Here is a 13,557-nt window from a genome sequence, read left to right on the forward strand (position 1 = left end):
ATTTTCATGTTTATAACAATAATTTCCTTTGACTATTTTATTCCCAAAGAGTAATATGCGCTCCCTATGCAAAAGGTAAAGCTACCCCTAACTGTTGATCCGGTAAAAGACGCGCAACGAAGATTGGATTATCAGGGTTATTACTCCGTTAATCAATTAAGCCGCCTTGCCGAATCGGTCAGTAAAGTGCTCAGCGATGCACAGGTTACATTATCGTTCTTTATTGATCCGCAAAAATTAGTTGTTATGCAAGGTCATGCCTGCGTTGATGTCAAGTTGACTTGTCACCGTTGTGGTGAACCGTTTACACAAACCGTTGATTGTGAATTTTGCTACAGTCCGGTAGCTAGTTTTGATCAAATTTATGTATTGCCGGAGATCTATGAGCCAATTGAATTCAATGAATTCGGTGAAATAGATTTACTCGGTGCGATTGAAGATGAACTCATTTTAAGTTTGCCGATTGTACCAATGCATTCATCTGAACACTGTGAAGTGTCCGTGGCGGAACAGGTTTTTGGCGAATTGCCGCAAGAGCTGGCGAAAAGACCGAACCCGTTCGCTGTATTAGCTAATTTAAAGCAAAAATAATTTAGGAGTATAGCCAATGGCTGTTCAACAAAATAAAAAATCCCGTTCACGTCGTGATATGCGTCGTTCTCATGATGCGTTAACCACAGCTGCAGTCTCTGTTGATAAAGCAAGTGGTGAAACTCATTTGCGTCACCATGTAACCGCTGACGGTTACTATCGTGGTCGTAAAGTGATTAACAAGTAATTATCCATTACAGCAAAGGTAATCACTTGAGTCGTCTAACCCTTGCGTTAGATGCGATGGGCGGGGACATAGGTCCCCGTATTACTATCCCTGCATCCATTTTAGCCTTGGAACGTGATCCAGCGCTTTTCCTCGTATTATTTGGCGATCGCCAACAAATTCTTCCGCTTTTATCCGCCGCTTCAAACACTGTTCGTCAACGTTGTGACATCATTCATTGCGCCCGCGTAATTGATAATCGCCAAGGTATTTCCTATGCGTTACGTCACAGTAAAGATACTTCAATGCGTTTAGCTATTGAAGCGGTACAAAAGGATACCGCGCAGGCTTGTGTCAGTGCCGGCGATACCGCCTTATTAATGGGGTTGTCAAAAATTTTATTACAGCCCCTTGAAGGCATTCATCGCCCCGCGCTTATCTCCGCGATTCCGACCATCACCGGTGAACGTACTATCATGCTTGATTTGGGCGCCAATCTGGAATGTGACGCGGAAAACCTATACCAGTTTGCGCTGATGGGGGCTATTTTTGCCGAGAATACGCTGGATTTGGTTTATCCTCGCATTGCGTTGTTGAATATCGGTATTGAAGCAGTGAAAGGGTATAAATCCCTGCGTGATGCCGCTGATTTACTGCAAAAAGATACCGCACTTAATTATATAGGGTTCATTGAAGGGAACTGCCTGTTAAACGGCATGGCGGATGTGATTGTCAGTGACGGTTTTGCCGGTAATATTGCCTTAAAAACCCTGGAGGGGGCGGCGAAGAATGTGATTTCCTTACTGAAAAGTGAGAAGAAAAATAGTATATTAAGCACGGTTTTCAGTTGTTTAATTCGGTCTTTATTCAAAGACAGATACCAACGACTAAAAAAAATCAACCCCGATCAATATAATGGCGCATCTTTGATTGGTTTGACTTCCGTGGTAGTAAAAAGTCACGGCAGCGCGAACCAAGAAGCTTTTGCCAATGCCATTGCCGATGCGGCGTTACAAGCCCGTCGTCAAATTCCGCAAAAAATTTTAGCGGGATTAAATAAGAATTAAATATCATAGATTAGTGAGTTCCCTCACTATTTTTAATGAGATGACTATGTTTAGCAAAATTTTATCTACCGGTAGTTATTTACCTAAAAATATTCGCACCAATGCCGATTTAGAAAAAATGGTAGATACTTCAGATGAATGGATTGTGACCCGTTCCGGTATTCGCGAACGTCGCATTGCCGATCCGAATGAAACCGTATCAACCATGGGCGTTAAAGCAGCGAAAAAAGCGATCGAAGCCGCAAACATTGACCCGCAGGAAATCGATCTTGTGTTGGTCGCTACAACCAGCAACTCTCATGCCTATCCGAGCGCTGCTTGCCAGATTCAGGGGATGCTGGAGATTGATGATGCCATTTCCTTCGACATTGCCGCCGCTTGCACCGGATTTGTGTATGCCTTGGGCGTTGCGGATCAATTTATTCGCACCGGTAAAGTAAAAAATGCGCTGGTGGTCGGTTCCGATTTAAACTCCCGCAAATTAGATGAAACGGATCGTAGCACGGTGGTGTTATTCGGTGATGGTGCCGGCGCGCTGATTTTACAGGCTTCCGAACAGGAAGGCATTATTTCCACCCATTTGCATGCCTCTGCGGACAAGCACGCCGCCTTGGTGCTGCCGCAACCGGAACGCGGTGAAGCCAAATCAGGCTATATTGAAATGCAGGGTAACGAAACCTTTAAACTTGCCGTGCGCGAGCTTTCCAATGTAGTGGAAGAAACCCTTGCCGCCAATAATTTAGATAAAAAAGATATTGATTGGTTAGTGCCTCATCAGGCAAATTTACGTATTATCACGGCGACGGCGAAAAAACTGGAAATGGATATGTCGCAAGTGGTGGTGACGCTGGATCGTTATGCCAATAACAGTGCGGCAACGGTGCCGGTGGCGCTGGATGAAGCGGTGCGTGACGGACGTATTCAACGCGGGCAGCTGCTCCTGCTGGAAGCCTTCGGCGGTGGTTGGACTTGGGGATCCGCCCTGGTTAGGTTTTAATAATGAAGATTTAATGAATTTTATGACCGCACTTTTTAGGTATTGATGCGGATTGACACTTTAAAGTGCGGTCGGTTTTTCTCACATTTTTAAGTAGGAAAAAAGTATGAAAAAATTTGCAATGGTTTTCCCGGGACAAGGCTCTCAAGCCGTGGGTATGCTTGCCGAATTGGCGGTGGAATATCCTGTGGTGCAAGACACTTTCAAACGGGCATCCGAGGCGTTGGGCTATGATTTATGGCAATTGGTACAACAAGGTCCGGCAGAAGAGTTGAATAAAACCTGGCAAACCCAGCCTTCGCTTTTAGCTGCATCCGTGGCGATTTATCGCGTGTGGCAGGAAAAATATCCGCAATTAAAACCGGAAGTGATGGCGGGACACAGTTTAGGCGAATATTCCGCGTTAGTATGTGCCGATGTGTTGGATTTCCAAGATGCGGTTAAATTGGTGGAATTGCGCGGTAAACTCATGCAACAAGCTGTACCGGAAGGCACCGGCGCCATGTATGCCATTATCGGGCTAGATAATGAAGCGATTATTAATGCTTGTAAACAGGTGGAACAAGGGGAAGTGGTGTCTGCAGTGAACTTTAATTCACTGGGACAAGTGGTCATTGCCGGTGCGAAAGCGGCGGTAGAACGTGCGGCAGCATTGTGTAAAGAAGCCGGCGCGAAACGTGCGTTACCGTTAGCGGTGAGCGTGCCTTCCCATTGTGCATTAATGAAACCGGCGGCGGATCAATTATCCGTTTCCTTAGAAAGTATTACCTTAAAAGCACCGAGCGTTGCCGTATTAAATAATGTGGACGTGAAAGGGGAAAGCGAGGCGGAAGCCATTCGTCACGCCTTGGTTCGCCAGCTTTATAGCCCGGTGCGTTGGACTGAAACCGTGCAGAAAATGGCGGGCAACGGCGTGGAAGTGTTAGTGGAAATCGGTCCGGGCAAAGTGTTAAACGGGCTAACTAAACGTATTGTGGATTCATTGCAGGCGGTTTCGGTGAACGATGTGAAATCCCTCGATTCAATTGAAGAATTATTCGCATAATAATGAGTAAAAAGGAGTAAAACTATGCAGGGCAAAATTGCACTCGTGACAGGCGCAACACGCGGTATCGGTCGTGCGGTGGCGGAAGAATTGACATCGAAAGGTGCGTTTGTGATCGGCACGGCAACATCTGAAAAAGGCGCGGAAACAATTTCCGCCTATTTAGGTGAAAAAGGCATAGGATTGGTATTAAACGTTGCCGATCAAGCCTCTATCGAAGGCGTATTGGAGCGCATCAAAAAAGAATTCGGCGACATTGATATTTTAGTCAACAACGCCGGGATTACCCGTGACAATCTGTTAATGCGCATGAAAGATGAAGAATGGTTCGATATTTTACAAACCAATTTAAGCTCCGTTTATCATCTTTCCAAAGCCATGTTACGCAGCATGATGAAAAAACGCTTCGGACGTATCATCAACATCGGTTCCGTCGTAGGTTCCTCCGGTAACCCGGGGCAAAGTAACTACTGCGCGGCAAAAGCCGGTTTAGTCGGTTTTAGTAAAGCCTTGGCGAAAGAAGTGGCCTCCCGCGGGATTACCGTAAACGTTGTGGCACCGGGCTTTATCGCAACAGATATGACCGAAGTATTAAGCGAAGAATTAAAAAACAACCTGCTGACCCAAATTCCGGCGGGACGTTTGGGCGAACCGAAAGACATTGCTAAAGCCGTGGCATTTTTAGCCTCCGACGATGCGGCATACATCAACGGTATAACGTTGCACGTTAATGGCGGAATGTACATGAGCTAGGCGGTATTTGGCGAAAGGTTACGTGCGGTAAATAGGATAAAAGCAATAGCCAAACGTTCGGCTTAGTGTTAAAATCGCCTCCGCAATGTAACTTGGTTAGGTCGTTCAAGGGTTCGTGAAAGACGTAACTATTTTTTTTCACTGTATGTCTTTGTGAAAATTCAATGTTTTTTGAGGTTTGACCTCTTGCCAAAAACGTTGTAAATTTTCGGTAAGTACATACACTACTTAACTTATCGCAATGAGCGAAAACTTAAACATAGGAAGAAACAAATGAGCATTGAAGAACGCGTAAAAAAAATCATCGTTGAACAATTAGGCGTGAAAGAAGAAGATGTAAAACCTGAAGCGTCTTTCGTTGAAGATTTAGGTGCGGATTCTTTAGATACTGTTGAATTGGTGATGGCTTTAGAAGAAGAATTCGATATCGAAATTCCGGATGAAGAAGCTGAAAAAATCACAACAGTTCAATCAGCGATTGATTACGTTCAAAACAATCAATAATTGATTTGCTAATTTAGGCGGTTTTCATCACCGCCTAAATTTTTTCTGGTAATTCTACATTCCCGCCGTAAAAAACACATTCAAAACCGACCGCACTTTCTGTGCTTTGCTTATTGAAATTTTCCCTGAAAGCAGTAGACTGGCGCACAATTTTTTAGCCTTGTACACAGCCTAAAAAATCTCTTCTCTTCTAACTTTAAATGTTACCCGTGAGTAACAGAAGGACAATTCAAAATGACAACAAACGTAAATAGCTATGGCTGGAAAGCCTTGCTGGGTTCCGCCGTGGGTTATGCCATGGACGGTTTCGATCTTCTCATTCTCGGTTTCATGTTAAGCGCTATTTCCGCCGATTTAGGTTTAACCCCGGCACAGGGCGGTTCTTTGGTCACCTGGACCTTAGTCGGCGCGGTAGTCGGTGGCATCCTATTCGGTGCGTTAAGTGACAAATACGGGCGCGTACGCGTGCTCATGTGGACGATTATCCTATTCGCCGTGTTCACCGGTTTATGTGCCTTAGCGCAAGGGTATTGGGATTTGCTCATTTACCGCACCATTGCCGGAATCGGCTTAGGCGGCGAATTCGGTATTGGCATGGCATTGGCGGCAGAAGCCTGGCCGGCGCGTCATCGCGCCAAAGCGGCATCTTATGTGGCGCTCGGCTGGCAAGTCGGCGTGCTGGGGGCGGCGTTGCTGACACCGGTATTATTACCGCATATCGGCTGGCGCGGAATGTTTATGGTGGGCATCTTCCCGGCATTTGTGGCGTGGTATTTACGCGCTCACTTACATGAACCTGAAATTTTTGTGCAAAAACAAACCGCACTTTCTGAGCGCAAAGCGGAAAAAAGCGGTTGGTCTTCCAAGTTGGAATCGTTCAAATTACTGGTGAAAGACAAAGCCACCATCAAAATCAGTTTAGGCGTTGTGGTGCTGACTTCCGTACAAAATTTCGGGTATTACGGCATCATGATTTGGATGCCGAATTTCCTCTCCAATCAACTGGGGTTCAGCTTAACGAAATCCGGCATTTGGACAGCGGTCACCGTGTGCGGCATGATGGTCGGCATCTGGATTTTCGGACGTTTGGCGGATCATATCGGGCGCAAACCGAGTTTTCTGTTATTCCAAGCCGGTGCCGTGGTGAGTATTTTCGCCTATTCTCAATTAGCGGACCCGACGGCGATGCTGATTGCCGGCGCATTTTTAGGGATGTTTGTGAACGGCATGATGGGTGGTTACGGTGCCTTAATGGCGGAAGCCTACCCAACTCAAGCCCGTGCTACCGCACAAAATGTACTATTTAACTTAGGGCGCGCCGTCGGCGGATTCGGACCGATTGTGGTCGGTGCGATCGTCTGCGCATATTCTTTCCAAACCGCCATTGCCTTATTGGCAGTGATTTATGTGATTGATATGTTGGCGACCGTGTTCCTGGTACCGGAATTAAAGGGCAAAGCGTTAAATTAGCAAACTAAAGTGCGGTGAGAAAATGATGTGTTTTTTAACCGCACTTTTTAGACAATAACCTTAAACAAAAAGCCGCTTTTGATGATGTCAAAAGCGACTTTTTCAAGGTAAAGTGCGGTGGGAATTACGAGCGTTTCATAATTTCAAAAAACTCTTCGTTGGTTTTTGCCACGGCGAGTTTGTCGATAAGGAATTCCATGGCTTCCACTTCGCCCATTGGGTTAAGGATTTTGCGCAGGATCCACATTTTTTGTAACTCGTCAGGGGTAGTAAGCAAGTCTTCTTTACGGGTGCCTGAACGGTTAAAGTCGATTGCCGGGAACACGCGTTTTTCCGCGATTTTACGCGAAAGATGCAATTCCATGTTACCGGTGCCTTTAAATTCTTCGAAGATCACTTCGTCCATTTTCGAACCGGTATCCACCAGCGCGGTGGCGATAATGGTTAAGCTACCGCCTTCTTCTACGTTACGTGCCGCACCAAAAAAGCGTTTTGGGCGATGTAGAGCGTTGGCGTCCACACCACCGGATAAAATTTTGCCGGAAGCCGGGGTCACGGTGTTGTAAGCGCGCGCTAAACGAGTGATGGAATCGAGTAAAATCACTACGTCTTTTTTGTGTTCGACGGCACGTTTGGCTTTTTCAATAACCATTTCCGCCACTTGGACGTGACGGGTCGCCGGTTCGTCGAAGGTGGACGCGATGACTTCGCCTTTCACGGAACGTTGCATTTCCGTTACCTCTTCCGGACGTTCATCAATCAGCAAGACGATAAGTTCGACATCAGGGTAATTGTGCGTGATACTTTGTGCGATATTTTGCAGCAACATGGTTTTACCCGCTTTTGGCGGCGCCACGATCAAACCACGCTGACCTTTACCAATCGGGGAGGCCAAATCTAAAATACGGGCGGTTAAATCTTCGGTAGAACCGTTGCCGCGTTCCATTCTTAAACGGGAGTTGGCGTGTAATGGGGTTAAGTTTTCGAAAAGGATTTTGCTGCGGGATACTTCCGGTTTGTCGTCGTTGACTTGGTCAACTTTAAGGAGGGCAAAGTAGCGTTCGCCTTCTTTCGGCGGTCGAATTTTCCCTTCGATTTTGTCCCCGGTCTGTAAATTGAAACGACGAATCTGGCTCGGGCTGACATAAATATCATCCGGGCCGGCTAAATAGGAACTGTCGTCGGAACGCAGGAAACCGAAACCGTCCGGCAAAATTTCCAACACGCCGCCGCCGAAAATATCTTCCCCACCTTTGGCGTGCTGTTTCAAAATCGCAAAAATAATGTCTTGTTTGCGTAAACGGGCTAAATTTTCCAAACCCATTTGGTCTTCGCCCAGTTTCACCAGATCGGAAACCGGCATATTTTTAAGTTCTGTAAGATGCATAGTTTATTTGAAGTTTGTTTAGAGTTGAATGTTTAAGAAATAAATGAATGGAGGCCAATTTGAAATTGGTGCGTAACTTAGCATTAAATTTAGGCACTGTCTAGTTTTTAACGTTTTTTTTCTGTGTTTGTTTGATCCAACCCCGGATTGCAGAAAAGTGTGGTGTTTTTTGCGGGCGTTTTTCAGGTCCACCTTTAATGTTCGTTTACAAAATTCCCTAAATTTGTTGTGTCTAATTTTTGGGGATTTTCCCTGTTTGTGCTATGCTTAGCGCCAATTTTTTACGATAAATTTGAGACTATGCAACAGAATTATTTAAGTTCGGCACGTTTCGCCGATTTAGCCCTACATCCTTTGGTGTTACAGGCGTTGAACGACAAAGGATTTGATTTTTGTACGCCGATTCAGGCGCTCTCGCTGCCCATTACGTTACGAGGCAAAGATGTTGCCGGACAGGCACAAACCGGCACCGGAAAAACAATCGCGTTTTTGTCCGCACTTTTCCATCATTTATTAACCTACCCGAAAAAAACGGAAGCCAATCAACCGCGCGCTTTGATTCTGGCACCAACCCGCGAATTGGCGGTGCAAATTGAACACGACGCGCAGATTTTCTTAAAAACAACCAAATTTAAGACCGCACTTGCCTACGGCGGTGACGGCTATGACAAGCAACTCAAAGCCATTGAAAACGGCGTGGACGTGCTTATCGGCACCACGGGGCGCGTAATTGATTATGTGAAACAGGGCGTGATTCGTTTGGATCAGATTCAAACGGTGGTGCTGGACGAAGCGGATCGTATGTTCGATTTGGGTTTTATCCGTGACATTCGCTATTTGTTACGCAAATGCCCGCCGCCACAACAACGCTTGACCATGTTGTTCTCCGCCACCTTGTCTTACAAAGTGCGTGAACTGGCTTTTGAAGATATGAATAGCCCGGAATATGTGGAAATCGAACCTGAACAAAAAACCGGGCAGCAAATTAAAGAAGAATTATTTTACCCGTCCAATCGGGACAAAATGCCGTTGTTGCTGACGCTCTTGGAAGAAGAATGGCCGGAGCGCTGTATTGTGTTTGCCAACACCAAACATAAATGCGAGGAAATTTGGGGCTATTTGGCGGCGGACGGGCATCGCGTGGGCTTATTAACCGGCGATGTGGCGCAGAAAAAACGGCTTTCCTTATTGAAAAAATTTACCGACGGCGATTTGGATATTTTAGTGGCGACGGACGTGGCGGCGCGCGGGCTGCATATTGCGGAAGTGACTCATGTGTTCAATTACGATTTGCCGGACGATCGGGAAGATTATGTGCACCGTATCGGGCGTACCGGACGTGCCGGCGAAAGCGGCATTTCCATCAGCTTCGCCTGCGAGCAATACGCCATGAATTTGCCGGCGATTGAAGAATATATCGGACACAGCATTACCGTGAGCCAATACGATCCGAACGCGTTATTACAGGATTTGCCGAAGCCTTATCGATTAAAACGGCAAACCAATTTCAGCGCACAGAATAACAATCGCCGCAAACCGTTTCGCGCAAAACGCTAGCCAACAGATTGGCGTGTATTTTATTCAATGGTAAAATTTGCACCTTTTGTCAATTGAGGAAAAATAATGTCATTAGTCGATTTCGTGGTGAATAAACTGGACAATTTAAAAGCCACCGATATTTTATCGTTAAACGTGAAGGGAAAATCCTCCGTCACCGATACCATGATCCTTTGCACCGGCACCTCTTCCCGCCATGTGTCTTCTTTGGCGCAAAAATTAATTACCGAATGCAAACTTGCCGGTATCGACGTGTTCGGCGATGAAGGCAAGGAAACCGCCGATTGGGTGGTAGTGGATTTGGGTGACGCCATCGTACATATCATGCAGGCAGAAAGCCGCGAAATGTATCAGCTGGAAAAACTTTGGGCATAGACGCCAAAAAGTGCGGTTGTTTTTCCCGCTATTTTTTAGGTGCTGTTGAGGATCGAAAGGTGAAAATTCAGTTAATTGCCGTTGGAACCAAAATGCCGGGGTGGGTGACTACGGGCTTTGAGGAATATCAACGCCGCTTTCCGAAAGAGATGCCTTTTGAACTCATTGAAATTCCTGCCGGTAAACGGGGTAAAAATGCCGACATCAAACGTATTTTGGAACAGGAAGGCAAAGCCATGTTGGCGGCTGCCGGAAAAGGCAAGGTGGTGACACTGGACATTCCAGGTAACCCCTGGACCACGGAACAGCTGGCTCAACAATTAGAAGGCTGGAAAAATGACGGGCGCGATGTTTGTTTGCTCATCGGCGGGCCGGAAGGCTTGGCACTGGAATGTAAAGCCGCCGCCGAACAAAGTTGGTCACTTTCACCGCTTACTTTGCCGCATCCGTTGGTGCGCGTGGTGGTGGCGGAAAGCCTGTATCGCGCGTGGTCGCTCACTGCCAATCATCCATATCATCGAGAATAAATCAATAATAAGATGAGTTTAAAAATATTATTAAATCAGCCGCAATACGATCCGATTCGTGACAAAAAAGCCGAGCGCAACTTATTTGCCCGTCGCGCTTTGGTGTCATTTATCGGCGTGTTGGTGTTGTCGGTGGTGTTAATTTTAAACTTGTATGATTTGCAGGTGGTCAATTATGACGGTTATCAAACCCGTTCCAACGGCAATCGTATTAAGTTGTTGCCGCTGCCGCCGACTCGCGGGTTGATTTATGATCGCAACGGCAAACTACTGGCGGAAAATCTGACCTTTTTCGGGCTTTATATCGTGCCTGAAAAGGTGGAAAATTTAGACCGCACTTTTGAGGAGCTGAGGGTGTTGGTAGGCTTAACTGATGAAGATATTGCGAATTTTAACAAGGAACGGCGTCGCTCCTCCCGTTATATGCCGATTATGCTGAAACGAAATCTAACGGAAGAGCAAATTGCCCGTTTTGCGGTGAATCAATACAATTTCCAGAGTTTGGATGTGAAACCCTACTTTAAGCGCCATTATTTATACGGCGAACCGCTGACCCATGTTTTGGGCTATGTGTCAAAAATTAACGATCGTGATGTAGAACGCTTGAAAAAAGAGGAAAAGTACGCCAATTATTCCGGCACGCACGACTGGGGCAAACTCGGCATTGAGCGCTATTATGAAGATGCTTTACACGGCACCACAGGCTTTGAAGAAGTAGAAGTGAACAGTCGCGGTAAAGTGATCCGCAAATTGCGCGCACAACCCGCCATTGCCGGCAAAAGCATTCACTTGACCATTGACTTAAATTTACAGCTTTACGTTACCGATTTATTGGCGGGACACAAAGGCGCCGTGGTAGTGATGGATCCGAAAGACAACAGTATTTTAGCCATGGTTTCCGTACCGAGTTATGACAATAATCTTTTTGTGGATGGTATTTCCGGGGCGGATTACCGTCGCTTGCTCAATGACTCAAATCGCCCGCTTTATAGCCGCGTGACCCAAGGCGCCTATCCGCCGGCATCAACCGTGAAACCGTTCATCGCTGTTTCCGCATTGCAGGAAAATGTGATTACGCCGAACATGACCATTTATGATCCCGGCTATTGGATGTTGCCGAACAGTACCAAGCGTTTTCGTGACTGGCGTAAAGGCGGGCACGGCATGATCAATCTAAACAAGGCCATTACCGAATCCTCCGATACGTATTTTTATCAAACTGCCTATAACCTCGGCATCGATCGCCTGTCCGATTGGATGAAACGCTTTGGTTTCGGTGTCCCGACGGGGATTGATATTCAGGAAGAAACCAGTGCCAATATGCCGACCCGTGAATGGAAGCAAAAACGCTATAAAAAAGCCTGGGTGCAGGGCGATACAATTTCCGTAGGCATTGGGCAGGGGTACTGGACGGCGACGCCGTTACAGCTGGCAAAAGCCACCAGCATTTTAGTGAATAACGGCAAGGTAAACACACCGCACTTAATGAAGAGCGTGGAAGGTTCGGTAGTAGAACCCTATAAAGATCCGTTGTTGTACGAAGATATTACCGAACCGAAACAGTATTTCTGGGATGAGGCGAAACGCGGTATGTACAACGTGGTAAACGGTGCCGGCGGAACGGGGCGTAAAGCTTTTATCGGCACGCCTTATCGTGTCGCCGGTAAATCCGGTACGGCACAGGTGTTCAGTTTGAAAGAAAATCAAACGTATAACGCCGGCAGCTTGAAAAAAGAATTGCACGATCACGCGTGGTTTACCGCTTTCGCACCTTATGATAACCCACAAATCGTGGTGTCGATGATTTTGGAAAATGCCGGCGGCGGTTCCAGTAATGCGGCGCCGATCGTCAGAAAAATTATGGATTATTATTTTAAACAAAATACCCCGCAAGCCGTGATGTCGCTATTCGATGAGCCTGAATCGCCGGAATCGGAACCCGCAACAGGAGACGAGCCGAATGAAAATGAATGATCGTAATATTTGGCTGGAACTGTGGCGGCGTCTGCATATCGATTTGTGGCTGTTTATCGGGTTGGTGGTGGTTACCGGCTACGGCATGTTGGTGTTATATAGCGCTTCCGGTGCCAATGAAGCCATGTTTCGTAGCCGTATTGTGCAGGTGGCGCTCGGGTTTGTCGTAATGTTGGTCATGGCGCAATTTCCGCCGAAATTTTACCAGCGCATTGCGCCGTATTTATTTGGAATCGGCATCGTATTGCTTATTTTGGTGGATCTTATCGGCGCAACCAGTAAGGGGGCACAGCGTTGGCTGGATTTGGGCGTGGTACGTTTTCAGCCGTCCGAGATCGTAAAATTGGCAGTGCCGCTGATGGTGGCGGTGTATTTGGGCAATCGCCCACAACCCATTAAGTTAAAGGAAACGTTTATCGCACTGATCACCATTATTGTACCGACCTTACTCGTGGCGATTCAACCCGATTTGGGCACCGCAATTTTGGTTAGCGGTTCCGGCTTATTTGTGATATTTTTAGCCGGCATGAGCTGGTGGCTCATTTTAATTGCCGTGGTTGCGCTTGCGGGATTTATTCCGGTTATGTGGTTCTATTTAATGCACGACTATCAACGTGCCCGTGTGTTGACCTTATTTGATCCGGAAAAAGATTTATTGGGCGCGGGCTACCATATTTGGCAATCCAAAATTGCGATCGGTTCCGGTGGGTTATGGGGCAAAGGCTGGTTACAGGGAACGCAATCCCAGCTGGAGTTTTTACCCGAGCCGCACACGGATTTTATTTTCGCCGTGTTGAGTGAAGAATATGGCATGATTGGCTTTTTGGTTTTATTAGCCATTTATTTATTTATTGTTGCGCGCGGTTTAATGATTGGCGTTAATGCGCAAAGCGCTTTCGGGCGTATTTTAGTGGGGGCATTAACGTTAATTTTCTTCGTTTATGTCTTTGTTAACATCGGCATGGTAAGCGGCATTTTGCCTGTTGTGGGCGTGCCTTTACCATTGGTGAGTTATGGCGGTACATCCTATGTGGCAATTATGGCGGGCTTCGGTTTAATCATGTCAATTCATACTCACAAAGAACACTTTCTGAAAGGAACTAACTAAGTTTTCAGTTTTCTTAATTGTGAGCTTTACAGAGAG

The 13,557-nt window shown here is 46.5% G+C and carries 14 protein-coding genes; 13 read left to right on the forward strand and 1 reads right to left on the reverse strand.

Features of this window, described 5'->3' with window-relative positions:
• Positions 1 to 66 precede the first annotated feature (66 nt).
• The 8 genes from yceD to A3CS_RS0106410 all read left to right on the forward strand — a co-directional run bounded on the left by yceD (position 67) and on the right by A3CS_RS0106410 (position 6,593).
• Positions 67 to 591 carry a 23S rRNA accumulation protein YceD gene (gene yceD / locus A3CS_RS0106375; protein WP_005547689.1) on the forward strand — a complete coding sequence of 175 codons (525 nt, stop codon included), beginning with the start codon at positions 67 to 69 and terminating at the stop codon, positions 589 to 591.
• A 16-nt stretch (positions 592 to 607) separates the two neighbouring features.
• Positions 608 to 778, forward strand: coding sequence for a 50S ribosomal protein L32 (rpmF, locus tag A3CS_RS0106380; RefSeq protein WP_005544470.1), 171 nt, complete (start codon positions 608 to 610; stop codon positions 776 to 778).
• 26 nt (positions 779 to 804) lie between these two features.
• Positions 805 to 1,824: a phosphate acyltransferase PlsX gene (gene plsX, locus A3CS_RS0106385; RefSeq protein ID WP_005547687.1), complete on the forward strand. Its 1,020-nt coding sequence runs from the start codon at positions 805 to 807 to the stop codon at positions 1,822 to 1,824.
• A gap of 46 nt (positions 1,825 to 1,870) precedes the next feature.
• Positions 1,871 to 2,821: a beta-ketoacyl-ACP synthase III gene (locus A3CS_RS0106390; RefSeq protein WP_005544468.1), complete on the forward strand. Its 951-nt coding sequence runs from the start codon at positions 1,871 to 1,873 to the stop codon at positions 2,819 to 2,821.
• Between the two features lie 106 nt (positions 2,822 to 2,927).
• Complete coding sequence (gene fabD / locus A3CS_RS0106395) at positions 2,928 to 3,866, forward strand: ACP S-malonyltransferase (protein ID WP_005547685.1); 939 nt, start codon at positions 2,928 to 2,930, stop codon at positions 3,864 to 3,866.
• Between the two features lie 24 nt (positions 3,867 to 3,890).
• Positions 3,891 to 4,619: a 3-oxoacyl-ACP reductase FabG gene (gene fabG / locus A3CS_RS0106400; protein WP_005547683.1), complete on the forward strand. Its 729-nt coding sequence runs from the start codon at positions 3,891 to 3,893 to the stop codon at positions 4,617 to 4,619.
• Between the two features lie 273 nt (positions 4,620 to 4,892).
• The gene (gene acpP, locus A3CS_RS0106405) at positions 4,893 to 5,123 is read left to right on the forward strand and encodes an acyl carrier protein (protein ID WP_005544465.1); all 231 of its coding nucleotides are present in this window, start codon (positions 4,893 to 4,895) and stop codon (positions 5,121 to 5,123) included.
• 234 nt (positions 5,124 to 5,357) lie between these two features.
• Positions 5,358 to 6,593 carry an MFS transporter gene (locus tag A3CS_RS0106410; protein WP_005547679.1) on the forward strand — a complete coding sequence of 412 codons (1,236 nt, stop codon included), beginning with the start codon at positions 5,358 to 5,360 and terminating at the stop codon, positions 6,591 to 6,593.
• A 124-nt stretch (positions 6,594 to 6,717) separates the two neighbouring features.
• Here the strand turns inward: A3CS_RS0106410 and rho are convergent, their stop codons facing one another.
• Complete coding sequence (rho, locus tag A3CS_RS0106415; protein ID WP_005544463.1) at positions 6,718 to 7,980, reverse strand: transcription termination factor Rho; 1,263 nt, start codon at positions 7,978 to 7,980, stop codon at positions 6,718 to 6,720.
• Between the two features lie 300 nt (positions 7,981 to 8,280).
• On the opposite strand from rho, the gene rhlB reads away from it, so the two are divergent.
• From rhlB to rodA, 5 genes are all read left to right on the forward strand, one after another.
• Positions 8,281 to 9,537 (forward strand): ATP-dependent RNA helicase RhlB, encoded by a 1,257-nt coding sequence (rhlB, locus tag A3CS_RS0106420; protein WP_019518337.1) that lies wholly within the window; start codon positions 8,281 to 8,283, stop codon positions 9,535 to 9,537.
• A 66-nt stretch (positions 9,538 to 9,603) separates the two neighbouring features.
• Complete coding sequence (rsfS, locus tag A3CS_RS0106425; RefSeq protein ID WP_005547673.1) at positions 9,604 to 9,912, forward strand: ribosome silencing factor; 309 nt, start codon at positions 9,604 to 9,606, stop codon at positions 9,910 to 9,912.
• Between the two features lie 59 nt (positions 9,913 to 9,971).
• A complete protein-coding gene (gene rlmH, locus A3CS_RS0106430; RefSeq protein ID WP_005566841.1) occupies positions 9,972 to 10,439 on the forward strand; it encodes a 23S rRNA (pseudouridine(1915)-N(3))-methyltransferase RlmH in 468 nt (155 codons plus the stop codon).
• A gap of 12 nt (positions 10,440 to 10,451) precedes the next feature.
• Positions 10,452 to 12,413 carry a penicillin-binding protein 2 gene (mrdA, locus tag A3CS_RS0106435; RefSeq protein ID WP_005547670.1) on the forward strand — a complete coding sequence of 654 codons (1,962 nt, stop codon included), beginning with the start codon at positions 10,452 to 10,454 and terminating at the stop codon, positions 12,411 to 12,413.
• The gene (gene rodA / locus A3CS_RS0106440) at positions 12,400 to 13,521 is read left to right on the forward strand and encodes a rod shape-determining protein RodA (protein WP_005547668.1); all 1,122 of its coding nucleotides are present in this window, start codon (positions 12,400 to 12,402) and stop codon (positions 13,519 to 13,521) included. Before mrdA ends, rodA begins: the two co-directional genes overlap by 14 nt.
• Positions 13,522 to 13,557 lie beyond the last annotated feature (36 nt).

It is taken from the genome of Aggregatibacter actinomycetemcomitans DSM 8324 (assembly GCF_000372365.1).
Taxonomy (GTDB): domain Bacteria; phylum Pseudomonadota; class Gammaproteobacteria; order Enterobacterales; family Pasteurellaceae; genus Aggregatibacter; species Aggregatibacter actinomycetemcomitans.

Excerpts from the sequence above, each read along its gene's own strand:
- yceD (WP_005547689.1), top strand. The coding sequence starts at position 67 with ATGCAAAAGGTAAAGCTACCCCTAACTGTTGATCCGGTAAAAGACGCG.
- rpmF (WP_005544470.1), top strand. The coding sequence starts at position 608 with ATGGCTGTTCAACAAAATAAAAAATCCCGTTCACGTCGTGATATGCGT.
- A3CS_RS0106390 (WP_005544468.1), top strand. The coding sequence starts at position 1,871 with ATGTTTAGCAAAATTTTATCTACCGGTAGTTATTTACCTAAAAATATT.
- fabD (WP_005547685.1), top strand. The coding sequence starts at position 2,928 with ATGAAAAAATTTGCAATGGTTTTCCCGGGACAAGGCTCTCAAGCCGTG.
- fabG (WP_005547683.1), top strand. The coding sequence starts at position 3,891 with ATGCAGGGCAAAATTGCACTCGTGACAGGCGCAACACGCGGTATCGGT.
- acpP (WP_005544465.1), top strand. The coding sequence starts at position 4,893 with ATGAGCATTGAAGAACGCGTAAAAAAAATCATCGTTGAACAATTAGGC.
- A3CS_RS0106410 (WP_005547679.1), top strand. The coding sequence starts at position 5,358 with ATGACAACAAACGTAAATAGCTATGGCTGGAAAGCCTTGCTGGGTTCC.
- rho (WP_005544463.1), bottom strand. The coding sequence starts at position 7,980 with ATGCATCTTACAGAACTTAAAAATATGCCGGTTTCCGATCTGGTGAAA.
- rhlB (WP_019518337.1), top strand. The coding sequence starts at position 8,281 with ATGCAACAGAATTATTTAAGTTCGGCACGTTTCGCCGATTTAGCCCTA.
- rsfS (WP_005547673.1), top strand. The coding sequence starts at position 9,604 with ATGTCATTAGTCGATTTCGTGGTGAATAAACTGGACAATTTAAAAGCC.
- mrdA (WP_005547670.1), top strand. The coding sequence starts at position 10,452 with ATGAGTTTAAAAATATTATTAAATCAGCCGCAATACGATCCGATTCGT.
- rodA (WP_005547668.1), top strand. The coding sequence starts at position 12,400 with ATGAAAATGAATGATCGTAATATTTGGCTGGAACTGTGGCGGCGTCTG.